Origin of the sequence: Pelomonas cellulosilytica, from assembly GCF_021353265.1 — a bacterium.
GTDB lineage: Bacteria > Pseudomonadota > Gammaproteobacteria > Burkholderiales > Burkholderiaceae_C > Pelomonas > Pelomonas cellulosilytica.
Genome location: NZ_JAJTWU010000015.1, coordinates 34779 through 57639 on the forward strand (window position 1 = coordinate 34779; position 22861 = coordinate 57639).

General features: G+C 65.4%; 24 protein-coding genes. 8 read left to right on the top strand and 16 right to left on the bottom strand.

From position 1 onward, the window contains the following. Position 1: 1 nt before the first annotated feature. The 13 genes from virB10 to LXT13_RS26835 all read right to left on the bottom strand — a co-directional run bounded on the left by virB10 (position 2) and on the right by LXT13_RS26835 (position 10879). The gene (gene virB10, locus LXT13_RS26775; protein ID WP_233375393.1) at positions 2–1411 is read right to left on the bottom strand and encodes a type IV secretion system protein VirB10; all 1410 of its coding nucleotides are present in this window, start codon (positions 1409–1411) and stop codon (positions 2–4) included. Then, complete coding sequence (locus tag LXT13_RS26780) at positions 1408–2343, bottom strand: TrbG/VirB9 family P-type conjugative transfer protein (RefSeq protein ID WP_233375394.1); 936 nt, start codon at positions 2341–2343, stop codon at positions 1408–1410. Before LXT13_RS26780 ends, virB10 begins: the two co-directional genes overlap by 4 nt. Then, entirely contained in the window at positions 2340–3110 is a 771-nt protein-coding gene (locus LXT13_RS26785; protein ID WP_255719763.1) for a VirB8 family type IV secretion system protein, read from the bottom strand. The genes LXT13_RS26780 and LXT13_RS26785 overlap by 4 nt, the downstream gene beginning before the upstream one ends. Positions 3111–3139: 29 nt before the next feature. Continuing rightward, entirely contained in the window at positions 3140–3835 is a 696-nt protein-coding gene (locus LXT13_RS26790) for a TrbJ/VirB5 family protein (RefSeq protein ID WP_233375396.1), read from the bottom strand. A gap of 22 nt (positions 3836–3857) precedes the next feature. Next, the gene (locus LXT13_RS26795; RefSeq protein ID WP_233375397.1) at positions 3858–4958 is read right to left on the bottom strand and encodes a TrbL/VirB6 family protein; all 1101 of its coding nucleotides are present in this window, start codon (positions 4956–4958) and stop codon (positions 3858–3860) included. Between the two features lie 9 nt (positions 4959–4967). Next, positions 4968–5390 carry a hypothetical protein gene (locus LXT13_RS26800; RefSeq protein ID WP_233375398.1) on the bottom strand — a complete coding sequence of 141 codons (423 nt, stop codon included), beginning with the start codon at positions 5388–5390 and terminating at the stop codon, positions 4968–4970. Further along, positions 5387–7870 carry a VirB4 family type IV secretion/conjugal transfer ATPase gene (locus tag LXT13_RS26805; protein ID WP_419964719.1) on the bottom strand — a complete coding sequence of 828 codons (2484 nt, stop codon included), beginning with the start codon at positions 7868–7870 and terminating at the stop codon, positions 5387–5389. The genes LXT13_RS26800 and LXT13_RS26805 overlap by 4 nt, the downstream gene beginning before the upstream one ends. Beyond that, positions 7854–8186 (bottom strand): VirB3 family type IV secretion system protein, encoded by a 333-nt coding sequence (locus tag LXT13_RS26810; RefSeq protein WP_233375400.1) that lies wholly within the window; start codon positions 8184–8186, stop codon positions 7854–7856. Before LXT13_RS26810 ends, LXT13_RS26805 begins: the two co-directional genes overlap by 17 nt. A gap of 17 nt (positions 8187–8203) precedes the next feature. Then, positions 8204–8494 (bottom strand): TrbC/VirB2 family protein, encoded by a 291-nt coding sequence (locus LXT13_RS26815; protein ID WP_233375401.1) that lies wholly within the window; start codon positions 8492–8494, stop codon positions 8204–8206. 2 nt (positions 8495–8496) lie between these two features. Next, complete coding sequence (locus tag LXT13_RS26820) at positions 8497–9006, bottom strand: lytic transglycosylase domain-containing protein (RefSeq protein WP_233375402.1); 510 nt, start codon at positions 9004–9006, stop codon at positions 8497–8499. 9 nt (positions 9007–9015) lie between these two features. Then, entirely contained in the window at positions 9016–9570 is a 555-nt protein-coding gene (locus tag LXT13_RS26825) for a hypothetical protein (protein ID WP_233375403.1), read from the bottom strand. 123 nt (positions 9571–9693) lie between these two features. Further along, positions 9694–10401: a helix-turn-helix transcriptional regulator gene (locus LXT13_RS26830; protein ID WP_233375404.1), complete on the bottom strand. Its 708-nt coding sequence runs from the start codon at positions 10399–10401 to the stop codon at positions 9694–9696. A 40-nt stretch (positions 10402–10441) separates the two neighbouring features. Further along, entirely contained in the window at positions 10442–10879 is a 438-nt protein-coding gene (locus LXT13_RS26835; RefSeq protein WP_233375405.1) for a hypothetical protein, read from the bottom strand. Positions 10880–11296: 417 nt separating this feature from the next. Here LXT13_RS26835 and LXT13_RS26840 point away from each other — a divergent pair, with 417 nt between their 5' ends. Next, positions 11297–11617 carry a hypothetical protein gene (locus tag LXT13_RS26840; protein ID WP_233375406.1) on the top strand — a complete coding sequence of 107 codons (321 nt, stop codon included), beginning with the start codon at positions 11297–11299 and terminating at the stop codon, positions 11615–11617. Here LXT13_RS26840 and LXT13_RS26845 read toward each other — a convergent pair. Next, positions 11610–11840: a helix-turn-helix transcriptional regulator gene (locus LXT13_RS26845; protein ID WP_233375407.1), complete on the bottom strand. Its 231-nt coding sequence runs from the start codon at positions 11838–11840 to the stop codon at positions 11610–11612. The genes LXT13_RS26840 and LXT13_RS26845 overlap by 8 nt on opposite strands. A gap of 329 nt (positions 11841–12169) precedes the next feature. Here LXT13_RS26845 and LXT13_RS26850 point away from each other — a divergent pair, with 329 nt between their 5' ends. Next, entirely contained in the window at positions 12170–12424 is a 255-nt protein-coding gene (locus tag LXT13_RS26850) for a hypothetical protein (protein WP_233375409.1), read from the top strand. A gap of 62 nt (positions 12425–12486) precedes the next feature. After that, the gene (locus LXT13_RS26855) at positions 12487–12747 is read left to right on the top strand and encodes a hypothetical protein (RefSeq protein WP_233375410.1); all 261 of its coding nucleotides are present in this window, start codon (positions 12487–12489) and stop codon (positions 12745–12747) included. A 58-nt stretch (positions 12748–12805) separates the two neighbouring features. On the opposite strand, the gene LXT13_RS26860 is transcribed toward LXT13_RS26855, so the two are convergent. Then, positions 12806–13018: a helix-turn-helix domain-containing protein gene (locus LXT13_RS26860; protein WP_233375411.1), complete on the bottom strand. Its 213-nt coding sequence runs from the start codon at positions 13016–13018 to the stop codon at positions 12806–12808. Between the two features lie 151 nt (positions 13019–13169). On the opposite strand from LXT13_RS26860, the gene LXT13_RS26865 reads away from it, so the two are divergent. From LXT13_RS26865 to LXT13_RS26885, 5 genes are all read left to right on the top strand, one after another. Further along, positions 13170–13991 (top strand): transposase, encoded by an 822-nt coding sequence (locus LXT13_RS26865; RefSeq protein ID WP_233375413.1) that lies wholly within the window; start codon positions 13170–13172, stop codon positions 13989–13991. A 10-nt stretch (positions 13992–14001) separates the two neighbouring features. Next, positions 14002–14487, top strand: a complete 486-nt coding sequence (locus LXT13_RS26870; protein ID WP_233375414.1) for an RNA polymerase sigma factor — start codon at positions 14002–14004, stop codon at positions 14485–14487. Further along, the gene (locus tag LXT13_RS26875) at positions 14484–15548 is read left to right on the top strand and encodes a FecR family protein (RefSeq protein WP_233375415.1); all 1065 of its coding nucleotides are present in this window, start codon (positions 14484–14486) and stop codon (positions 15546–15548) included. Before LXT13_RS26870 ends, LXT13_RS26875 begins: the two co-directional genes overlap by 4 nt. Before the next feature lie 195 nt (positions 15549–15743). After that, a complete protein-coding gene (locus LXT13_RS26880) occupies positions 15744–18644 on the top strand; it encodes a TonB-dependent receptor domain-containing protein (protein ID WP_233375416.1) in 2901 nt (966 codons plus the stop codon). A gap of 102 nt (positions 18645–18746) precedes the next feature. After that, positions 18747–21083 (top strand): prolyl oligopeptidase family serine peptidase, encoded by a 2337-nt coding sequence (locus tag LXT13_RS26885; RefSeq protein ID WP_233375417.1) that lies wholly within the window; start codon positions 18747–18749, stop codon positions 21081–21083. Position 21084: 1 nt separating this feature from the next. On the opposite strand, the gene LXT13_RS26890 is transcribed toward LXT13_RS26885, so the two are convergent. Then, positions 21085–22857 (bottom strand): ABC transporter ATP-binding protein, encoded by a 1773-nt coding sequence (locus LXT13_RS26890; protein ID WP_233375418.1) that lies wholly within the window; start codon positions 22855–22857, stop codon positions 21085–21087. Positions 22858–22861 lie beyond the last annotated feature (4 nt).

The following is a 22861-nucleotide window of genomic DNA, read 5'->3' on the forward strand; positions in this document are numbered from 1 at the left end:
ATCACCTGGCGCTGAGCGACCCGGCCGTCGGCACGAGCTCGTAGACGGACGAGAAATCGACATCGCGGGCGACGTAGATGCCGACGACGCCGCCCTGGTTCTGGTAGACCAGAGGCGGGATGTTGATCGTGCTGTCCAGCACCTTCTCGGCCAGCTTGCTGGTGTTGGAAGTCGTGGACGGCAGCACGATGGTGTCGCCCTGCCGGTCGTTCGACTGGCTCTGGATGACGAGCTTCACCGAGTCGTCGATCAGCGACAGCAGCATGGCAGCTCCGATGCGTTCGCCCCAGCGGTTGTCGACGTAGCCGTCGATGCCGGACTCACCGAGCTGGCCGGTCGCCGGCGAGTCGATGTCCACGACCACACCCAGCGGTGTGCGGATGCGGGTCCAGAGCACCGGGATGCGTACAGTGCCGGGCCGGACCGACGTGATTCGGTATTCACCGTCGAAGTGGGAGCCGCGCTCGATCAGCAGCACGCGGCCATCGTCGCCGTACACGTTGCGCAGAACCTGGCAGGCCACCAGGCCCGACGCCGCGGAAATCACGCGAGTCTTGAGCGCGCAGGTGAACGCAGTGCCCTTGGGCAGCGTCAGGCTGCGGTTGCCGAGCATCCGTGCGGCCACCTTCGGTGTCGACGATCCCGGCAGCGCGCCTCCCAGGAGCCCGTTTGTCGCACCGGCCGGCCCAAGGGGCGAAGCCTGGCTCGACAGCAGAGCGGTTGTGCCTGCCGGCATCCCGCCCGTCGTCGCCTCCGTGGTCCTGGTCAGGTTGTCCAGCAGCCCCTGCAGCTGGCGCTGGTAGCTCTGCAGGTTCTTCGAGGTCGCTGCGAGCGGATCGTGTGGTTCACCCTCTGTGTCGGACGGTTCCGTGGCGCTGACGGCCGCATTTCGGCTCGCCTGGGCGCCGGGCGTCGCAGAGCCAGGTCGTGAGCTCACGAGCAGCACCGGGGCGTCTTCAGGTGAGGGCGGCCTGGTGCCGGCGCTCGGCTGAGTGCCACCCCCGGTCCGCCGGACGCCGATGGGCTCCGCGACCTCGCCGTCCTCGGCCGCAATCGCCGGGACCTTGATCGCGGTGGAAGGTGGCGCAGCAGAGGCGGGGAGCGACGCCAGTTCCAGCCTGCGAGGCTCCGCCGTGGCTGACGCCGGCCTGTCGCCGACCTTTTTTCCGTCGTCCGCCTTGGCCTGCCTGGCGCTGGCCGAGAACCGTTGGATGCCCACGGCCGACACGGCGACGAGGCTGCCGATCAGCAGCACGACGGCCAGCAGGCCCTTCTTGGAGATCGCCGTACTCCGCGGCGCCGCGACGTCGGGAAGGCCAAGCTCCCCCTCAAGCGGGGCGATGCCGTCCCCTTGTTGGCCCTGGCCTTCCGGTTCGGGGTTTGGGGCTGGTGTGGGGCGATCGGCGTTCATGGCGTTGCTCCGTCTGAGACACGGGTTGGCGCGGCTGGGTCTGCCTTGAGGAGGCGCTGCACGCCGGGCACGGTCGTCCCCATGGTGGGCGGGATACCGTCGACATCGAATGCGTCGTTCCAGAGCCCGACCACGGCGCTTCCTGCGCGCAACATGATGCGGCGGCTGACGCGATCAACGACCAGCAGGTTGTCTTCCATGCGGGCATTCGCCAGCGCTTCGGTGCCGTCGCCCAGCACGTGGAACACCGCGGGCACCTCCCGGTTGCCGGGGAAGCGCAGGTAGGTGAAGCGGCCGTCGTCGAACACGAGGTCTGGGACGATGTCGTCGGATCCACGCCCTTCGGCCATCGAGTAGCGCGTGTTCATCACCGCGGGCTTGGCCTGCAGGCGTTCTGCGACGACCTGGTCGGCCGATGGCGGGAGCGGCGTTGGTGGCAGCAGGGGCAGCACCGGTGCAGGCTGATGGACGATGCGTGCAGCAGCCGGCGCCATTGGCGGGGTGATGACCAGCCGGTAGACAGGTTGGGTCGCGTCACCGTCAGCGAGGAGCACGAAGCGCAGGTTGTGGACACGCCGGTCGGTCACCACCGCCAGGTTGTTGGCGGCACTTGCCGAGCTTTTGGGCTTCACGAAAAGCGTCCTGCCACCGGACTGGGCGGCCACGCACCAGGCCGCCTCGGTCTTCGTACAGTCCGAGCCAAGGCCGGCTGCGACTTCCGAGATCGCCTCATCGGCGCCAAGCACGACCAGGGTGACCACGCCTCGTTTCACGGGGACGGTCACGACCCCGCGAGGGTCGTAGCCGACCTCGCGGAGCCGCGGGTCGCCGGCATGGCCGGCGGGACCGGCAGGACCGGCAGGACCGGCACTGGCCGTCGCCGCAGCCAGCAAGAGCAGCAAGGCGAGCCTTGTTGGCGCGAGGCGCTTCATGGCTTGACCTCCGCAGGCGCCGTATTGATCTCGGGGTCGGAGCGGTAGGCGGTCACGACGAACCCGAGGGGGTTCTCAAGTCGGTCCCGCTCCTTGGCGAGCACCTTGGGCTGGTACTCGTAGACGATGCTTGCGACGTGGCGGGTCCTGACGTCCGGCACGTTCCGTTCGGCCTGGTGGACCACCTTTTCGTAGGTGACCGTCGCCTGGCCATGGTTGCCCGTGCGTCTGGCGACATCGAGGCGCACACTGCCGACGTTGATGTTCCAGTCCGTGGAGTCCGCCAGCTTCTTGTGCAGGGCGTCCGGGCCTTCGAACTGGCGGTTGTAGACCTCGAACACGGCCGGCACCGACATGCGCGAGACCTGGTCGAAGTCGCGCTGCAGGAAGGACCAGTTGTAGCCTTCACGGGCTCGCAGGAAGACGGCGACGTAGTGCTTGTCCAGGGCGTCGTTCGTCGGAATGGTGTCCGCGCTGAGCCGCTGCTGCACGGTCGTCTCACCGGTGGCCTTGTCGACGATGATGGGAATCTCGACGGTGCTGCGCAGCGGCCCTTGGACGAACACGGCGCCAACGCCCAGCACGGCGAGTGTCACGCCGGCGATGGCGACGCGCCACGCCCGGCGCTCCGAGCGATCGAGCATCTCAGCCCGATCGATTTCCCAGGCGCCATTGGCGAGATACCTTTCGCCATCGTCATCGGCGGGTAAGGTTTCGGCGCGAGACGGCCATGCAGCGGCTCTGCCTGTCGTGGAGACAGCATCCATGGGGGGACCTCTTTGGGTTGGTGCCGGCGTCAGTGCAGGAAGTCGGAGACCTTGCCGGTGCGGTTCAGCATCTCGTACTGGCGCTCTCGGTCGCGCGAGCGCGCGATGCGTTCTTCACTTTCGGCCATGCCCTGCAGCATCTGCACCTGCGACAGCTCGTGGGCCAGCAAAGCGTTCTCGGCGCCGATTCGGGCCTGGATTTCCTGGACCGACTTCTGGTCGGGCGTGGCGTTGATCTGGGTCATCAGCGCCTGGATCTGGCTGAGCCGCCCAGACGCCCGGGTCATGGCGTCCTGCAGCAATCCCTGGTGCTGATAGGGCTGGGCGAGGGTGGCCTGACAGCGGGTGCGTGCGCCGCCGGTCAGGTCCAGGCAGTTGTAGATCATGGCGACGTCGCGCAGCGACTTCCCGGTCGCACCCAGGCCGGCATAGCCGGAAGCGTCAACGGCATGCAGCTGCTCGAAGGCCTTCGCGGGCACATAGTTCATCAGTCCGGTGTTGTTGAACACATTGCCCAGGTTGCGAACGCCGTTGATGCTGGTCAGCTGCGCCTGCATCTGTTGGATCTGCTTGACCTGGTTGGTGATCTGCGTGACGTCGTCGAGCACCTGCTGGATCGTCTGGGCCAGATTGGCGACGTCGATGACGGGGATTCCACTGGCGTGGGCGCTGCTTGCGCCGGCAATGGCCAGCAGTGTCGCGGCGAGCTTGTTCCGGATGCGCATGATGCTTCTCCTTCAACGCAGTTCAAGTCCGGCCGCGCATGGCAGCGAGCTTGTAGGCGGCCGTCCTGACGGTGCCGTATCCGTGGCGCGCCATGGCGCCGGCGCCGGTGGTGGCTGCGCTCGCGAGCCCTCCGGCCACGTTGGCGGCGGCGCCCGCTGCGCGCCCCGCCGTGTAGGGCAGCCCGACCCCGGCGCGAACGACGCCGCCAGCGACGGCGGACGCGCCGCCGCGGCCGTTGCGAGCCAACCGCAAATTGGACGACACCATCAGCACGTTCTGCATCATCTGCAGGCCCTGCTGAACGGCAGCGCCGCCGGTCAGGGCAGACGCCAGGCTGGGTGCTTGGAAGCAGATGATCGCCATCAGGATCATGAGCACGCAGTAACGCGTGGCCTCGCCCAGCACGTTGAAGGTGCCGCCGAGGAAGCCGCCGCCATCGTGAATGGCCAGGAATATGGCTTCACCCATGAAGGTGCTGAGGCCAAGCGTGAAGAACGCGAACCAGGCCAACACAACTGAGTTCAGCACCATCGACAACCAACTGTCGAAGAAGCGTGCGGTGGGGCGCCAGGCAAGGCACAGGATGAACAGAGGTCCCACGCCGATCACGAAGGTCAGCAGGACCTTGGCCAGCGTTACGACGAAGAGCGCCATGCAGAGAAACAGCACCGACCCGATCGAGAAGATGCCTGCGGCGAGAAGCAGGTCGAGCCGGAACATGCTCGCCTCCTTCATGATGTCCGCGGTCTGGGAGCTGGCTTGGTCGTTGAACTTGTCCAACAGCGTGTAAGGTGTAGTGATCGTGCTGGGATCAACTCCCGCCGGCAGGAATGTCGAAGCGACGCCCATCGACAAAGCGTTTGCCGCATCGGCGACGTTTGAGATGTAGAAGCCGCCCTGTAGCGCGAATGCGAGCACCAAACCGATCTTGAAGATCTTCCAGGTGAAGGCAGGAATCGACTCCGAGACCTCATTCCTGACCACGGCCCATCCGTACAGAACGATCCAGAGCGTCATGACCGTCAGCGCAATGGGGGTGAGGGCCGCGCACAACGCCGACACCACGCCCAGGACGTAGCCGTTCAGAAGGACGTCCAGCTTTGATCCGAGCCAGGCAAACATTGGGCACTCCTACTGCACGGCGTCGTACGGCAGATTGGCGGGCGGGGAAGCGAAGATCGGCACGCACTTGCTCTTCACGTCGGGGAACTGACATTGCAGCCAGCTGCCTCCGACCTTAACCACCCACAGGCGGCTGCGCTTCTCTGTTCCGTATGTAGACGCGCGGCATGTCGTCGGGCGTGCGTAGACCTCTGTGCATTCCAGGAGGCCGCCAGCGGTCTCGACCATGCGCCAGGGGCCGGCATGGCAGCCTCCATCCGCCTTGCACGGGGACATCCGCGTGGATGCAGTCCTGGGCAGCGGCGGCGTCTCGACAACCTTCTTGCCATCGGGCAGCAGCCGTACGGCTTCGTTGCCCTTGACGAACTGTGCCTGGGCCGCGGACGCGCATGCGAGCGCGGCGATGGCGAGGAGCGAGGCGACGTGGCTCATGCAACTCTCCTGAGAGTGTGGAGCCTGCGATGCTGAACCTCGCGGAGCAGAACGGGAAGCCAATCCGTAGGGGCATCGCCGTGTCGCGCGCGTATGTCGTCGAGCAGCGCAACGTTGTCAGTCGTGGCCGAGAGCACGGTAATGAACTCCTCCAGGCCGGTCAGGTCCAGTTCGCAGATCGCGCTGGCGTGCCCCTGCTTGACGAGGAAGCGCCTGCCGCCTTGCGAGGTGAGGCTGCGGACGATCTCGAACTCGGATTCGCTGAGACCAAATCCGTCGACGTATTCCTCGCGCACCGCCTCCGGGTTGGCCAGGAAGATTTTGGTCACGCTCTGCTCGACCATCGTCCTGCCGATCGGGTGACGCAGGACGTCCGAGGGGCTCTGGGTGTCGAAGATGCCCAGGCCGTTCTGCTTGCGGATGGTCTTCTGCTTCTGCTTGGCGAACTCGCTGAAGACCTCGTGATCGAGCGCCTTCCAGAACTCGGAGATCACGTAGATCAGCCGTTCACCGTTGACCAGCTGCTCCATGACTTCGAGCAGGTACATCATGACGGGCGTCCGGACTTCTGGCAGGTCGAGGAATTCCGTCGTGTCGAAGCCGATGACACGCGCGTCACGCAGGTTCTGGAGGCGGTCGTCAGCTTGGTCGAAGACCCAGCCCAGCGCGCCGCCATCGCACCAGCGGCCGAGGCGCTCGTAGAGGCTGTTGTCGCCGGCCTTGGGCAGGTTCTGGCGCACCGTCGAAAGCCGGCGCAGCGCCGCTGGCATCAGCGCGACGGCCCGGACCGCATTGGCAATGGCGTGCTCGTCCGCTGGCAGCAGCGGCATGGGGGAGGAGGCGATCAGGGTCCTGATCCACTGCGCCCAGAACTGGATGCGGGCCGGTGTCGCCTCCCACTGCAGCGGGTTGCAGCCCGTAGGCCGGCCGGCATCCAGCGTGAAATAGATGCCGCCAAGCGCGCGCACCGCGATCTCGCAGCCGCGGTCCAGGTCGAAGAGGACGAGACGCGGCGCTGGATCCCACTTGCGCGTCAGCGTGAGCAGGAACATTTCCAGCGTGGTCTTGCCCACGCCGGTGGAACCGATCAGCAGCGTGTTTCCCGGCAGCTTCTTGTCGACGGAGTCTTCGCCCTCGGGGCTGGCGTGAAGGTTCAAGTAATACGGCTGGCCGGACGGCGTGCGAAGCAGAGCCAGCGCCTGGCCCCAAGGGTTGCCGTCGCGCTTGCCGGTGGCGAAGTTGTGCGCGCTGGCCAGCGCGGCGAAGGCCCTGGACGACAGCTTTGCGTCCCGCGGCCGCCATTGCCAGTTGCCCGGCAGCTGCGCGAACCATGCAGCGTCGGCGACGAGGTCAACTGGCGACATCTGCAGGCTGGAGGCTTCGCCTACGGCGCCGATGGCGCGGCCGGCGCGCCGGCCGGCGTCGGCCGCGTCGCGCCCGAAGACCACCAGCGAGTAGTGGTACTCGCCCATGCAGAACTGGCCGTCACCGAGATCGTTCAGAGCGGCATCCATGTCGTCGACCTGGCTGGCGACGACGTCGTCGCTGGCGATCAGCTGGTCGCGCTGCAGTTCGAGTGCGCGCATGGCTTCGCGGCGAGGCAGGATGGAGAAGCTCTGTGTTTCGATGAACTCGCTGGCTTCGTAGAGCAGGGCGTTCAGCACGCCGGGTTCGACGGCGTCGGCGTACTCCTTGATATCGACCAACGCAGCGCAGCGCCGGCCGTCGCCGTGGCGCAACTCCAGCTTGTCGCCGCCGAAGGACAGACGTGTCGTGGGTAGGGTGCGGTACAGCGGGCCAGCGGATGCTGGCACAGGCCGCCAGATGCCGTTGACCAGGTAGCCGAGGAACTCCGCGACTTCGGAGTAACGGCGCCCGTGGCGGATGCACTCGCCCAGCAGCTGCGGTCCGAAGCCGCGCAGCACGCGGTCGACGAGGGCGGAGCGCTCTTCCATGACCCGAAGGGCATCCGCCTGCATCTCGGCGGTGGCCTCCCTGGTGCGCCTGCTCGGCTGCAGCGCGCGGCTCACGCGTGACACGTTGGGGCGATAGACCAGCGTCAGGTAGAGCTCGTTGCTCATCATCTGCTGCCGGTCCAGCTTGGCCTGGTAGGCGCGCGAGAGATCTTGCGCGAAGCCGGCATCCTGTGGATCGTCGAGTCCGTCGGAAACGCTGCGGTGGAGGCGATGCATCCAGACAGCCCATTGGCCCCCTGCCAAGTTCCGCAAGAGGCTGCACAGCGCTTCGTGTCTTTCCGCGACATGGGGCTCATCGGCGGTCTCGAACGGCACCCCGTCCAGGCGCCATACGCGCAGGTAGTCGCCGCCGCGCGTGATGACGTCGCTTGGGCTGAGCAGAGACGAGAAGGGTACGAAGGCGGCCAGCGGGTTCTCGGTCCGGGCCTGGGCCCAATGGCGCGGCCGTGCGATGTGCTTGTCGAACCAGCGCGGGCCGGTGCGGCGATCAGACATGCCAGGCATCGTTGGCTCCTCGGTAGAGGGTGGGGGAGTAGCTGCGCGCCCGCCACAGGCCGTGGTTGCGGTCGTGCAGTCGCAGCTTCAGCGCCACAAACATTTGGTGGAAGCGCTGGTCATCCTTGGCGGTGACGTGTCGCATCCAGGCAAGGGCGGGGCCGATGCCAAGCGCGACGCCGAGCGCGATCCACCAGCTGACCAGCACGCCGCTCCACATGACGAGGAGCATGCTGCCGCCAAACAGGACCACGAGCGGGACGAGGGGGATGCCCATCTTCATGGCCGGGCGCGTGGCGCCCTTGTAGATCGCTTCGCTTTGCATGGCTCGGCTCCGTGCGTTCAGCTGACGATGTAGGTGGCCATCGCGCCAGCGCCGCCGATCAGCGTGCCGCCGATCAGGATGTTCGACACGTCGACCAGGCGGGCGCCCTGGAAGATCATCTTGAAGCCGGCCCAGATGATTGCGATCGTGACGACTGCTATGGAGACCGTCACCAGGATGGTGTTGACGTTGACGACCGTATCGTTGATCTTGTCGAAGCCGGCTGCAAAGGCGGGCGACGTGGTCAGCAGAGCGAGTTGCGTGGCCAGCGCCGGCACGGCGCGCGAGAGGCAAGCGTTGCGCTTCATAACTACTCCTTGGGCTTTAGGTTGAGGACCTGGGACGGGGAAGCCAGACGTCTGGTCGAGGCCGACGCGTTGATCACTCGTTGCACGTAGCCGTGCACAAAACCGGTGGAGAAGTCGCCGCTGTAGTAGCAGGACAGGGCGCGCTGAAGCACGCGTTGCTCGCTTCCGGCGGACGCGCCGGCGCGCTCATGGCATTCGGTGAGCACCGCCTGCATCGCGGCCAGGTTCGAGCAGGGTTCGAAGGCCGTCTCCAGCGTGAGGCCGAGACGGCGGAGGTTGCGCGCGTTGATCTGGGCGAGGCCGACGCTGATGTTCCATCCGTTGGCCTGCAGTGCGCGCGCGGTGGCCAGGGCTTCAGCGCGGCGGCTGGGCTGGCGCACGAGTGTGCCGCCCACCACACCGATGGCCCACGGATTGAGGGCGCTTTCGACGTCGACAAGCGCTTGCGCGGTGTCGATGTGAACGGCGGGCGCGCAGGCGAGCGCCAGCGTCATGAACGCAGTGGAGTCCACGGCGGTGGCTCAGTTCTGCGGCGCGGTGCCGGCGGGCTGCGCGGCCAGCCATGCGGCGAACTCGTCGTCGAAGCGCTTGTCCCAGGTGCCGAGCTGGGTCTTGGCCGAGGGGCTGAAGTCCGTCACCGAATCACCGCTCATCGACCACCAGGTCCGCGCGAACGGGACGCCGTTGACGGTCACCGAGATGGCCCCGTCGTAGTCGCAGCTGTAGATCTCGCGGTCGAAGCTGAAGGTGATGTGGGTGTACTGCGGTGGGCAAAAGTCGGGGGCTGCGGTCCAGGCATGGCTGGCGGTGTTGCCGGCGCCCGCCATCGCACATGTCGGAAAGGGCCTTCCAAGGGCGAGGTCACGCAGTACTTGCCGCACGGGAGGAACGCATTGCTCGATGGAACGCCAGCTGGCCGCGGCCAGGCAGAGAAGGACGGTGCAGCCGTCGACGGCATGCGCCGACGTGGCGGCGAGCAACGGTACAAGGATGGCAACCTTGCCGATCGAGCAGCGCGGCAGTTGACTTCTGCCGGTGTGACGGTTGCGCGTCGGCGTAAGAAACTGGAACTTCATGGCATGGACCTCGCTTAAGGGCGCCGTGTCTGACGCTCCGTGCGGCTCGTGGGAGCCATGAGGTCAAATTAGTCTTCGCAACGCGCTATCGCGTGGGGCTTTCGGGGGCCGATGCCACCGGCGCTAGATCAGGCCGTACAGGCGAGCGATGCGCACGGCGGTCTTCCGGTCGGGGGCGTCCAGCCTCTCCATCGCGCGCTGGAACCGGCGGTCTACCGCCTTTGGCTTGATCCGAAGATCGGCGGCGATCATCTTGCTGGTGTGGCCGCTGGCCTCGCGCCGAAGCAGGTCAACCTGATCGGGCGTGATGCCGGACCGTTCCACCAGATCCTCGCGGATGGTGCGCAAGAGCCACTCGTGCAGTTCCATCGCAAGCGCCCGGGCGACGATCAGGACGAGGTGGTCGGCGGTATCGAAGTGGCCGGGGGTGCTCGATCCCAGGACCAATACACCCACACGTGCGGCTCCGAAACTGGATGGCGCCGGGATCACCAGTGCTGATGCAAAGCCCAGCTCCGTCGAGCGCGCATTGAAGTCGGCTTCCCAGGCGTGCAGGTGAAGTTCACTGCTGCGGATGGGCGTCTGGCTCTCCAGTGCGTACCGCAGCCACGGGTCCTTCCCATGCCAGCCCTGTCGCGAGTATTCGACCGCCCATCGCTCATCGCACGCGAGCAGTGATCGGATGGAAGTACGCATCGCGTCGTCGGCGATCAGGCTGAGGAACATGCCGGAGTCCGCACCCATCAGAGGCAGGAGCTGGCCGAGCAGCGTGACCACGGATTCGGCGCTGGGTGCACGGCGAACGCTGGGCAGCCGTTCGATGACGTGCAATGCGGATGCTCGCGAACCTGGCCAAGTCGTTGGAAGCGCTTCAGCGGTGGTCTGCAAAGAACGCATGGCCTCTGCGACGCAGTTGGTCGCACAGCAGGGGGTCGTCGAAGCGGGCGGGTTCGATGTCACACCATCGGTCGAACGCCGACGCGTCCTCGAACAGCATCACGTGTGACGTGCGCGGGCCTTCAGAAGGGCAATGCCGCTTCTCGATGACCAGTGCCGCGCTCGTTTGACTGATGACGAATGCGGTCGTTCCGTCGGCAGAGATCAGCAAGCAGGCGCCCTGGTTGTCCGTTGTGCGGATCAGGCCGACATGCCGATGGCGCGTGGCCTGCCGATGCTTTCGGGCCCGCAGTGCAGACCGCTTTGCACTCAGTGGCCTTGGTGTCGGCTCAAGGCTCTGGCGTGCAGCGAGAAAGATTGCGCTGCGTTTCGCGCCGTTGACGGCGGCTTTGCTGGCTTCGGGTGAATCCATCGTTGGCTCCCGGTGACGACGCCGGGCATCAATCCGCTCTATCGGCGGGTTTGAAGTGGCGTGCAAAAGGCCCCGACGCATTTAGGACCGCTCTTGTGCGGTTGTCTAGACTGGCCTACTGTGGACTGCGCAGCCGGGATGGCGTTCTTCGCAATGGCTACATGGCCTCAACCTGTCCAACTCGCTGTTCAGTACCGAACGTTTCGGTCGACGTTCAGTCGATTCGCAATGGGCCATAGGGTTTTCGATAACACCGTTGCTTTGGAAGTTTGTGCCGGTCAATCGTCCGGTTAGTGGCGGCGGCGTTTGGGGTGCTTCGAAATTTACGATTTGTTTCCATCTCGTCGCTGCTCAGGGTAATGGGCGGATCCATTGCGTCCGCGCGCTGACGGGTGATGTGCATAGAAAGGGGGAGTCATGTTCGTCTTGATACTGCGCCGCGAGCGACGTCCGGACGCGCCCTATTGGCCGGGCCGGCGCCTGCTTGCGGCGATGGATGCGGTGGCGTGGCCGCTGGCCTGCGCGGTGCTGGCGCTCCAAATCCCGAAGGCGGCTGGACTGGCCTTCCTGGTGACTGTCGTTGCCGCCCTTTGCGCCTTCTTCAGGCTGTGCGGGGCGATCCTCAACAATCAGCGCTACTGGTTCACCAGTTGGCGCGTTCTGCGTCTGTGCGCTTTTCTGCTCTTCGTCGGTCTCGTGACGAAGCTTGCGATGTGGGCCGCGCCCGCGATTAGGTGAGTTGTCGAGGACGGGCTTCCAGCCATGCGTCAATGGTCGACTTCGGCCATCCCACCGCGCGTGTGCTCAGCTGCACGGCGCTCGGGAAGCTTTGTTGTGCCATCAGCCGATAGATCGTGGAGCTCCCGAGACCCATGCGCTGGCACACGGTCGGCAGACGTTGAATGTCTGATGGAGAGGTTCCCAACTGTGCTGCGGTGGCATGTGTGCGGATCGTGGCCATGGCGGACTCCTGGGGACATTCGCGGCTCGATGCCACGGTGACCTGAAATCGCCGCTCCTGTCTTTTGAGGCCTCGGAAAAGTTCGCAGCCGTCCTCGAGGTCGTCAGCGATCCAGGTTGAGGACGCCATCGACTGCGACCTTAAGCTTCTGCTCCATCGGAGCGGCGGAGCGGCGTTTTTCGGGCGCGGTCACGCACAGCGGCCACATATGGGCGCCGGACTCTGGCGTAGCCGCTGGTCCGTCGGCTGCACTCGAGGGAGGGAGCTTTCCAGTGGCTGCGGTGCCGTCGTTCGGTAGGCGGCAGGTAGACTGGCTTCAAGGTGCAACTATGTCCTCCCGTCCCGACCGGAACTCACTGACCGAACGAGGGATGCGGATCGCCGAACGACGCATCCCTGAACTCGCGGCCAGGGCAGGGCATGAGGCCTACCGTGCCGCACTCAGACGCACGGGCGCGGTGACCGTGAAGACGGCGAACGGTCAGGTGGTCGAGCGCAAGCTGGATGGCAGCGTGACGGTCATCAAGGTGCTTCCGGTTGGCAAGCGTGTGAAGCCAGGCACGATATTGAAACGTGTCAAGTAAGGCGCCAGACGCCCAGCCTGAGGCCAAGTCAGCTCGGTCCGCTCCAGCCCAGCCGCGACTGCGTGTCCTTGCCGGTCCGAACGTCGCCGCATGCTGCAGGGGGGCACCCTGTCGCGGACGAGAAGGTGATCAGCCAGTATCACAAGTCGATCGCCTTGATGACCGAGGCCTGCGAGGTCGCACACCGCGCCTACATCTTTGACAACTCGGGTTCGAAGCACAAGCTGTTGGCCGAGATCACCGATTTTGACGAGATCAGGCTGGATGCCAGCGTCATCAATCCTTGGTTCCTTGGGACTGAGCTATGGAAGGACTTTTCCTAGAGCCCCACGCAGCTTCGCCCAGCGCAAAAGGCCGCCCTTCAAGCAATGTGGGGTTGCGCTATGCGGCAGGGAACAAGTCCCGAACCGGAACCTTCAGCGCCGAAGCAAGTAACTCAATTGCATCAAGGGAAGGGTTGGCTCCGCCGGTCTCAATGCGGGACATGTACGAGCGCGCGAAGCCGCAACGCTCGGCGAATTCGTCCTGCTTATAGCCAGCCGCTCGCCGAAGTTCGGCGATACGTTGACCAAAGGAACGACGGAGCGGCGTCATAGGCCGCACATCGTCTATTCATGTCCACTATTCACGAACCCACTAATCGTGACATGATCCGCATCGCGTAGTCGTGCCACTTTCATTCTGAAGTCTCAGGGAAGCGCGCGCGAACGCACGTCCACTTGTGATCCAAGGTTAGGAGCACGCGATGAAAATGCCTGAAACCAGCGCAGAGATGAATCGTTGGCTGCATCGGCCGCTTTGCCGGCGATACGCGGCAGTGGTGTTCGGTGCAATTTCCGATGTCCGGTTGAAGACCGATGCCGACAAAGGCCGAACGATTTGTTGGGCGTTCGGCAGTTTGATCAATGGCGATGGCGAAATATTGGGTGCGTGGATTTCTGACACCCAGTCCGGAGCGGCGACTGAAGTGTTCGGTGATCTTCGAAGCCGCGGCGTCGAGTCCATCCGATGTGGACTCGGAAATTTCGGTGACGTCGCAGACGTGTTCGGAGCCACCTTCCAGCAGTCGGCGCTGCACCCGTCCGGGGAGCTCGCATTTGCGCGCGCCATCGGGAAGGTCAAGCCGGCACATCGAAGCGCCCTGGCGAGCATGCTGCGTGAGGTAAGTGGCGACCGCGGCGCGGCCCCGGAGACCGTCGCGGCCGCGGAGATTTCAAGTGAAAAGTTGCGCCAAAAGTACCCGGAAGTCCTGGATCAATGGCGCGAAACCGTCGCACGATCCCAGCCGCTCTTGGCGCTGCCAGAGCCCTACCGGCGGCTGGTCCGCCTTGTCGATCAGACGGCCAGCGGGATGCAGGAGCGCTTGATGAAGTCGATCCACCAGCGTGGAGCCTTTGTCGATTCGGCTGAGGCGTTCGCCTTTGTCGTCGAGTGGTTGGTGCGGGCGGATCGTCAGCTTCAGCGTGACGTCAAAGCGGAGCGCGCGGAGCTCGACGCCTCGGGTTCGCAATCCGGTCGCTTCGTGCCGGTCATGGGAAGTGCCGTAGGCACACTTGCGGTAGCCTAAGGGGATTACCATGAACATCGACTGGCGAAAGGTATTCTCCGAAACCAAGGCCATGCTGCTGAGGCGTGGGCGCTCGGCACAGGACGCAGAGGACTACATGCAGGATGCCTACCTGCGCCTGACCGAGTTTGCGAAGAGGAACAGCGTCACCGACGTGAAGGCACTTTTCATGAAGACGGCGTTCAACCTGTCCATCGATGCCTATCGGGCTCGGGAGTCTCGTGGTGACGAGGTGCTGCCCGAGGATGTGGAGATTGCTGATCCTCAGCCGAGCCTGGAAGCCGAGGTGCTCGGGCGCGAGTGCATCGAACGCATGGACGTGTGTCTCGGACGGCTTGACGAACGAGTGCGGCAGATGGTGCTGGAGTACCACGCACTGGGTATGACCTTCGAGCAAATCGCGCGCAAGCACGGCTTGAACACCAGTACGGTTCACCATCAGGTGTCGACGGCCATGTTCAAGATCGCGGGTTGGATGCATGGCTGGTATCCATGAGCCGTTTCGAATCAGGCGCTGACGATCGCCAGTTCCCTGGCGATCGGGTGAAGGTGACGCCTGAGATCGCCGCCGAGGCCGCCGCGTGGATCGCGAGTCTTCATGGGCCTGATCGCAGCCCTGAGATGGAAGATGACTTCCGAGCCTGGCAGAGACAGTCACCTGTGCATCGAGAGGCGTTCGAGAAGATGACGGACGTCTGGCAGGCCATCCCAGGCACCCAGGCGGCCAAGGCCTTCGTTCAGGCCGCGGAGCGCGAAAAACAGAAGGCCCGGCGCGCGCGCAGCGCGGCTTGGCGATGGGCTGGAGCGGCGGCGCTGGGCGTGTTCATCACCGCCGGCGTGTTTACGATTCAGCAGTGGCGCGACCGGGACCTCTACACCACGTCAGTCGGTGAGCAGCGTTCCGTGGTGCTGGACGACGGCACGCGCATGCTGTTGAACACCGCGACCCAGGCCCGCGTCGAGTTCGGCTCGAAGCAGCGCACGGTCAAGGTGACCGCCGGTGAAGCGCTGTTCGAGGTCGCAAAGGATGCGTCGCGTCCGTTCGTCGTGCGCGTTGCAGGCAGCGAGGTCGTTGCCGTGGGAACGATGTTCTCGGTGCGCTTCACCGACAGCCCGACGCATCAGGACGCGCTGACCGTGACGCTCGTTGAGGGCCAGGTGAACGTACGGCCCGCGGACGGTGGCGGGGATGGTCTGCGACCGCTGCAGGCCGTGGCGCTCAAGCCCGGGGATCGCCTGACGCTGCGGCATGACGCAAGTCCGGCTTCGTCCGACGTCGCCTTCAAAGTGGATCGTCCGAACATCGAGCGCGCCATGGCATGGCAGCGACGCGAGGCGGCGTTCGACGGCGCGTCGCTGCCCGACGTCATTGCTGAATTCAACCGCTACAGCCGAACACAAATCGTGTTGTCGGAGGAAGTGCGCAAGGAAAACTACGTTGTCAGCGGCATCTATCGCACTGGCGACAACGCAGCTTTCGCGAATTCACTCTCGATGTTGTACGGCCTGAAAGTCCGCGAAATCGACGGACGGTTGGAACTCGAAAAAATCCGATAGGGCAATCACGGGGCAATTTCCCTCTCGACAAACCCGTCTTCATGTTGTCACTCCGACGACAACAGATAAGGGTACGAGATGCTCAAAAAGCCGAACGCCAGACGACGCCGAAAAGCGCTCTGGCTCCCTATTCCGATCGCGATCTCCCTCCTCATAGGTTGCAGTGCGGCGCATGCCGCCGAGCCCACCATTGCCGTGCGCTACCAGATCGAACAGCCCTCGCAGGAGATGGGCGCCGCGTTGCGTGAGATTGCCCGCGTGACAAGGACGTCCGTGATCTTCGATACCCGCGTTGTCGCGGGGCGCACTGCAAAGGCGGTGTCTGGTCGCCTGTCTGGCGCCGAGGCCATCGCTGCAGCAGTGCAGGGGTCAGGCCTTGAATCGCAGGTCACGCCGGACGGCGCGGTGATCGTGCGGCCCGCGCCCGTGCCCGCCGCAGCCCCCTTCGCGCCGACGGCCAGTGGCCCGGCGCTGGTTCGAACCCGTGCTGTGTCGCCGGGTGAGGGAGTCCAGGCATCGCCTGAGGACGAGTCCGGGACACCAGGCCGTGCCGAGAGCAGTGGCGAAGGCCGCGTCGAGCAGTTCACGCGGGTCGAGATCACCGGGTCGCGGCTGCGGCGCATCGAAGCCGATGGCCCGGCGCCGGTGAATGTCTACACGGCCAAGGACATCGAGAAGAGCGGTCAGGCCAGCCTGCAGCGCTTCCTGACCAACCTGAGCGAAGTCTCGGCGTCGGCCGGGGAGGGCGGTTTCGGCCGGGCGCTGGCGCAGGGCACTGTGCAGCTGCGTGGGCTGCCGCTGGGCTCCACCCTTGTGCTCGTGAACGGTCGCAAGGTCGAGGCGGTCGGCTCCAGCACCGGCAGCGTCTTCAACCTGAACCTCATCCCGCTGGCAGCGATCGAGCGCGTCGAAGTCGTGCCGTCGGGCTCGTCGGCGGTCTACGGCGGCGACGCGTTGGCAGGTGTGGTCAACATCATCCTGAAGAAGTCCATGAACGGCCCGTCGTTGGCTGCTCGACTCGGCACGGGGCGCGGCCTCGGGGACGGCAGCCTGTCCGTCGCGACGGGTGGGCACAACGACAAGGGCAGCTATCTGCTGATGGGTTCGTTCAGTCGCTCGACGCCGCTGAATACCATCGATCGAGAGCTCTTCAAGAACAACGATTTCCGCTCGATCGGCGGCAACGACGAGCGGCAGCCGTACTGCTCGCCGGGCAACGTCACCAGTCTCAGCGGAAACCTGCCGGGTCTGAACTCCAGCTTTGCGGCCGTGCCGCAGCTGGGTCCCACACAGGTCCCCAAAGTCGCGGATTTCCAGGCCACCGCCGGCACACGCAACCTCTGCAATCTCTACGCGACCGGTGGCGGCTCGGCGCTGATTCACGGTGACCAGACCCTGGCCCTTCATACGCTCGCCGAGTACCGCCTGGCCGGTACCTGGTCGGTGTTCGGCGAGGTGATGTTTGCCAAGGATCGTGCGGAAGCGCCCGGACGCGGCGTCACCATGAGCAACATCACGGTGCCGGCGAGCAACCTGTTCAATCCCTTCGGCGTCGACGTCAAGCTCACGGCTGCGCTGACGGACGAGAGCGAGCGCCAGAACCTCGTGCGGCGCAGCCGGTTCACACGCGTGCTGGCTGGCGTGAAGGGGGAAGTGGCGGCGGACTGGGACGCCGAGCTGACGATGTCCACCAGCAGTGATCATGGTCACTCCGTCGATCGGCATGACAACGTGGACCCGGCGGCGCTGGCTACTGCGCTGGCGTCCACTGATCCGGCGACCGCCTTCAATCCGTTCACGTCGGGCAAGGCCGCGAACGATGCGGTGCTGCGCAACATCCTGATCGACACGGTCCGTTTCGACCGTGGGCGCAAGGATCAGGTCGCCGGCATCGTGCGCGGCAGCCTCGGCCAGCTGTGGGCCGGCCCGGTGGACGTTGTCATCGGTGCGGAAGCGGCGCGCGACTGGTATGACATGAACGTGATCGGCCAGACGGACGTCCATGGCAGCCGCAGCAGCTCAGCGGCGTACGGAGAAGTTCGAGCGCCGCTGTTCAGTGCACACGAGGAGGGCCGTCCGGCCTGGAGCCTCGCTGCGCTCACGCTGGCCGCCCGGCATGACCACTACAGCGACTTCGGGTCGGCCAATACATTCCAGGGCGGGCTCGAGCTGCGCCCCACGCGCAACCTGCTGATCCGCGGCTCGGCGGCCAGCTCTTTCAAGCCCCCGACGCTGCTGCAGACCAACGTGAAGGACAACAGCTTCGATGCGTCGCAGTTCGGACTGGTCGATCCGGCGCGCAATGGCGAAGCGCTCTCGTCCGGCACGGTGACCCGTGCGACGAACAAGGCGCTGGCGCCAGAACACGGACAGGCGCGCGGCATCGGTGCCGTGTGGGAACCGGAGGGCGGCTTGGGCACGCGGCTCAGCGCCACCTACTGGCAACTGCGCATCCGGTCCATGATCGCCGTGCTGTCGCCTCAGGCAGCCCTGAACTACGAGAGCACCTTCCCGTCGTTCGTGACACGCGGCCCATCGGTGAATGGTCTGCCCGGCGTCGTCACCAACATCAAGCAGGCCGAGGTCAACTTCGGTCGGCTGGACACCGCCGGTACCGACGTGGACATCGCATATGCATGGAGGACGTCCGTCGGTCGCGTGACCGCTGCGGCTGGCGCCACCCACGTGAACGAGTACAAAGTCCAGCTGGCGCCTGGCGCGGCCGTCGTCGATCGGCTCGGACGGCGCTTTTCCGATTTCTGGGCCCCGCGTTGGAAGGGGCGGCTGTCGGCAGGCATTGATGAGCGGTCATGGGCGCTCGGGCTGACGAGCCGCTACCTCGGGACCTACAAGGACCAGGGCACGAGCGAACGGCGCCTGGGCAACTACTGGATGCACGACCTCGCCGGATCGCTGAATCTGAAGCTGCTCTGGCCCACGATGTTTACCGGCTTCAGCGCTTCGACGTTCGGGATGAGCATCACGAACGTCACGAATCGGTTGCCGCAGTACGTGCCCGGCCCGCCGAACTTCGACGTCACGCAGGCCGACTGGCGTGGCCGCTACGGATCCGTGCGTCTGACGCTGGACTGGTAGCCCGCGAAAGGGGCCGCTCTTCGGCGGCCCCAATCCCCCTCCAACAACTGCCGCTCTCCGCCTGTTCCGGGTGGTAGAGCCGCGCTTTTGCCCGAACCCACCATGCGTCTACCTCTCATCGCGCTTCTGAGCGCGTCGCTCTGGGCTGCCTCGGCCGCCAGCGCGGCCCAACCCGGAGCCGCGCCCACCGTCCGCGACGTCGTCGAGTTCACGAGGCTCGTTCAACCGCAAAGTGCCGACCCCGAGGTCCTGCAAAAGCTCGTGTCTCCCAACGGGCGTCAGGCGTTCATCGTCACCCGTCAGGCCGATGTCGCCACGGACAGGAATCACTACGAGATCCAGCTGCTGTCTCTGAACGCAGAGCGACTGGCAGTGGGACAGTCGAGCGTCGAGACCGTATTCCGGTTCGATGCAGACCAGGACCCCAATTACGCGGACTCGGCCGTCCAGCACGTCCGGTGGGTGGATGACCGCACGCTCGTGTTCTCGGGGCGGCTGAAGGATGGCGTGCGGCAGGCCTATCGACTGGATGTCGCTTCGCAGGCGCTGACCCAGCTGACCCATGAGGCCACTCCCGTCGTCTCCTTCGCACTGTCACACGACATGCGGCGCATCGTCTATGCGGCACAGGTTCCCAATCCCCCCATGAAGGAGGGTGAACGCAGCATCGTCTACGGCAACCAGACGTTCTGGATGGTCAAGTGGGGTCAGCAGCGGCTGATCTCGCAGTTGCGCATGTACCGGTTCTACGTCGTGGACATCGATGCGGCCGGGGCATCCGGTGCACCGCGGCCGCTGGGCGAACCGTTCCTGGAGGCCAATGCAGCGAGCCCAGTCGTCGACATCTCGCCGGACGGTCGCTGGGCAGTTCTTCCCCGCTACGAGCGGGCCCGAACGCTTGCGTGGAGCCAGCAGTACCCGATGCTCGGCGAATTCGTGGCGCGGTTCTCGATGGCGACGAAGGAGGATCCGTTGCACTACTTCTCGGGATCGTTGGTCAGGACTGCCCGGCGGATGGTGGCCTGGCGCCTGGACGACGCGCGCGAGCAGACCATCGTCGACGCGCCTGATGACGCCCTGCCGGCGGGCGGGCAATTCCGGCAGGACAGACTGTGGATGGACCACGGCTCGTCCCTGGTTCTGGCCGGCACGCAGCTTCCGCTCGCGCACAAGGGCGCTTCGGCGGCCTCCTCTTACGTCATCGAGTACTGGCCGGACGCTGATCGATGGGCGGTGGTTGCAAAGCTGACAGGGCGGCTCAGCAAGATCTTTGCGAGCGCGGATGGCTTCGAGCTGGTCGACGAGGGAGACCATCGCCGGTTCGCTCGCGCCGCCGGAGGAGCGTGGCAGGAGCTTCCCGCCTCGACGGGGAAGGCCGAACACCCGCAACCGCCGTGGACCCTGCGGATCCAGCAGGCGTTGAACCAGCCACCCGACCTGGTGGCCCAGGGCCCCGGTGGCCGGACCGTGAGGTTGACGACGCTGAACCCTCAGTTCAATGCGGGGACTTGGGGAACGATGAAGTCCTACGCGTGGCGGGATGCCAAGGGGCGCAGCTGGCTCGGTGGGCTGATGGTTCCGCAAGGTTCGGAGGATCGCAGCAAGCTTCCGTTGATCATCCAGACCTACGACTATGAGCCGGACAAGTTCTATCTGGACGGCCCGAATGGCGGTGACGCGCCCAGCGCGTTCGCCGGCCGCGCATTCATGAAGGAGGGGATGCTGGTGCTCGGCATGGGGTTCCGGCCCGTCTCGGGCGCAGAGCCGCCTACCGACAAGGTCATGCGGCTTCGCCAGTTCCAGGACGGGGTTCGTGCCGCCGTGGCGGCGCTGGTCAAGGAGGGCCGGGTCGACCCGGACCGCATCGGCATCATCGGCTGGAGCACGACGGGAGAGCAGGTGCTCAACCTCGTGACATTCACAGACGTGCCGATTCGCGCCGCGACCAGTGCGGATGGTGACGTCAGCTCGTTGTTCGCCTACTCGATCGCGTACGGCGCGGAGTTCTGGCAGCACATGGAGGCAACCAATCATGGCGCCCCGTTCGGGCCTACGCGCGCCGAGTGGATCCGCAACGACCCGTCGATGAACACCGAGTGTGTCCGGGCCGCGATGCGGTTCGAGGCGTACGGCGTGCCGGTCTATGGCAACTACGACGTCTACACGCTGTTGCGGCGCCAGTACAAGCCCGCGGAGATGGTGTTTGTGCCGGGCGGCTATCACATGCTCTCCACCCCGAGCGAGCGCATGATTTCCCTTCAGGGCAACGTGGACTGGTTTCGCTTCTGGCTGAAAGGAGAGAAGCGCAATGTGCCGATGCTGGCTGGCGAGACCACGGCCTCGCTGCGGGCGCAGTACGACGCTTGGGATCAGATGGCGGCGATGAAGTCCGCGAACGACCTGAAGCCGCCGTGTGCGCGTATCACCGGCGGCGCCTAGGTCACGCCGACCCGTCGGTCTGCTGTCGCCATAGCTGCGAGTAGAGACCCCCGCTGGCGAGCAGCTCGGCGTGACGGCCGCGCTCGCGGACCTGGCCATCGTCAAGGACGACGATCTCGTCCGCGTGCATGACGGTGGAGAGCCGATGCGCGATGACGATGGTCGTGCAGCCTGCCGTGAGCTTGCGCAGCGCTCGCAGCACGGCGGCTTCCGTCTTTGCGTCCAGCATCGATGTGGGCTCGTCCAGCAAATAGATCTTCGGTGCCCTCAATACCGCACGCGCGATTGCCAGGCGCTGGCGTTCGCCGCCGGACAAGGTCTGGCCCCGCTCGCCAAGCCGTGTGTCGTAGCCCCGTGGAAGAGCCTCGATCTGTTGCCTGATCTGCGCATGATCGGCGGCCCGTTCGATGTCCTGGCTTGATGCTTCGGGACGCCCCAGCGCGATGTTGGAACGCACGCTCGCGTGGAGCAGGGCGGCCTCCTGCGGCACGAGACCGAAGAGCCTGCGGGCGGTCTCGGCCGGAAGCGTGTCGATGGAGTGGCCATCCACGAGGATTCGCCCCGCCTGCGGGGCATACAGCCGCAGTAGAAGGCGCACCAGCGACGATTTTCCGGAACCGCTGCTCCCGACGATGGCGGTCGTGCGGCCGGCGGCGATGTCCAGGTTCAGGCCGCGGATGACTGGTCGCTCCGGGTCGTAGCCGAAGCAAAGGTTCTCGATCCGCACCGCTGGCGCAGTGGTCGGGGGCGTCCATCCGTTCGGTGGCGGGCGGTCGGCTTCCGTCGGTTCGGCCAGGATGTCGAGCAGTGGTCGCATGAAGCCTACGGCGCGCAAGCATTCCCTGGCCGCTGCACCCAGCAGCTCCAGGGGCCGCACCATCTGGAGCATGTAGACGCTGGCGAGCACGAAGCCGCCCGGCGTCATTTGCCCGTGGGCTACGGCGTCCGCGCTGATCCAGAGGCACGAGGCGAGCGCCACCGCGACCACCGCCGACACCGCGACGGCGCTCTGGACAGAGATGCGACTGAGCCGGTGCCACTGAAGCATCAGGCGCAACGAGCATTCCTTCAGCGAGTCCTCGGCATGGGCTGCAGCATCAAAGCAGCGCAGCGTCTCGACGTGTGTGATGCCATCACTGAGCTGCCCGTAGACCTCCAAGCTCGCAGAAGAGACCTCTTGCAAGATTGGGCGCTGCCGGACAACCCCCACGGCAAACACTGCCAGGTACAGCGCGGAGGTGGCGATGAACAGGGCAGCAAGCGCAGGCTGGTCGAGCCCGGCCAGGATGACCGCCATCAGGGCCAACTCAATCAGCACGGGCGCGATGGTGTTGGTCATGTACGTGACGATGGCCTGGGCACCCGCGCCTGCGAGGTCGATGCCGTGCAACAGCTCGCCGTTGCGCCGGCTGATGAGATTGCCGATCGGAAGGCGATGAAGGTGGGCGAAGAAACACTGCCTGATGGACGCGAGCACGCGCTGCTCGATTCGACTGGACAGCAGAGGCCTCAGGTCCGATACCAGGCGTCCCCCGGCCAGCATCGCCAGGTAGATCATGCCGGGCACCAGAGCCCGCTCTCCTGTGGTCGAGCCGACCACGGTATCCGCTGATATCGCGTCGACCATGTTCTTCAAGGCCAAAGGAGAACCGGCCGCCAGCGCGCCGCCGAGCGTGACCAACACCAGCGTGCCGACGATGTAGTTGTATGCAGCGCGGTCCAGGCTTTGACCAACCAGGCGTAGCGCTGGCCAGAACGACCCCAGGTTCGGCATGGAA

Coding starts and splice junctions, on each gene's coding strand:
- virB10 (WP_233375393.1), bottom strand. CDS start 1,411: ATGAACGCCGATCGCCCCACACCAGCCCCAAACCCCGAACCGGAAGGC.
- LXT13_RS26780 (WP_233375394.1), bottom strand. CDS start 2,343: ATGAAGCGCCTCGCGCCAACAAGGCTCGCCTTGCTGCTCTTGCTGGCT.
- LXT13_RS26785 (WP_255719763.1), bottom strand. CDS start 3,110: ATGGATGCTGTCTCCACGACAGGCAGAGCCGCTGCATGGCCGTCTCGC.
- LXT13_RS26790 (WP_233375396.1), bottom strand. CDS start 3,835: ATGCGCATCCGGAACAAGCTCGCCGCGACACTGCTGGCCATTGCCGGC.
- LXT13_RS26795 (WP_233375397.1), bottom strand. CDS start 4,958: ATGTTTGCCTGGCTCGGATCAAAGCTGGACGTCCTTCTGAACGGCTAC.
- LXT13_RS26800 (WP_233375398.1), bottom strand. CDS start 5,390: ATGAGCCACGTCGCCTCGCTCCTCGCCATCGCCGCGCTCGCATGCGCG.
- LXT13_RS26805 (WP_419964719.1), bottom strand. CDS start 7,870: ATGCCTGGCATGTCTGATCGCCGCACCGGCCCGCGCTGGTTCGACAAG.
- LXT13_RS26810 (WP_233375400.1), bottom strand. CDS start 8,186: ATGCAAAGCGAAGCGATCTACAAGGGCGCCACGCGCCCGGCCATGAAG.
- LXT13_RS26815 (WP_233375401.1), bottom strand. CDS start 8,494: ATGAAGCGCAACGCTTGCCTCTCGCGCGCCGTGCCGGCGCTGGCCACG.
- LXT13_RS26825 (WP_233375403.1), bottom strand. CDS start 9,570: ATGAAGTTCCAGTTTCTTACGCCGACGCGCAACCGTCACACCGGCAGA.
- LXT13_RS26835 (WP_233375405.1), bottom strand. CDS start 10,879: ATGGATTCACCCGAAGCCAGCAAAGCCGCCGTCAACGGCGCGAAACGC.
- LXT13_RS26840 (WP_233375406.1), top strand. CDS start 11,297: ATGTTCGTCTTGATACTGCGCCGCGAGCGACGTCCGGACGCGCCCTAT.
- LXT13_RS26845 (WP_233375407.1), bottom strand. CDS start 11,840: ATGGCCACGATCCGCACACATGCCACCGCAGCACAGTTGGGAACCTCT.
- LXT13_RS26850 (WP_233375409.1), top strand. CDS start 12,170: ATGTCCTCCCGTCCCGACCGGAACTCACTGACCGAACGAGGGATGCGG.
- LXT13_RS26860 (WP_233375411.1), bottom strand. CDS start 13,018: ATGACGCCGCTCCGTCGTTCCTTTGGTCAACGTATCGCCGAACTTCGG.
- LXT13_RS26865 (WP_233375413.1), top strand. CDS start 13,170: ATGAAAATGCCTGAAACCAGCGCAGAGATGAATCGTTGGCTGCATCGG.
- LXT13_RS26870 (WP_233375414.1), top strand. CDS start 14,002: ATGAACATCGACTGGCGAAAGGTATTCTCCGAAACCAAGGCCATGCTG.
- LXT13_RS26875 (WP_233375415.1), top strand. CDS start 14,484: ATGAGCCGTTTCGAATCAGGCGCTGACGATCGCCAGTTCCCTGGCGAT.
- LXT13_RS26885 (WP_233375417.1), top strand. CDS start 18,747: ATGCGTCTACCTCTCATCGCGCTTCTGAGCGCGTCGCTCTGGGCTGCC.
- LXT13_RS26890 (WP_233375418.1), bottom strand. CDS start 22,857: ATGCCGAACCTGGGGTCGTTCTGGCCAGCGCTACGCCTGGTTGGTCAA.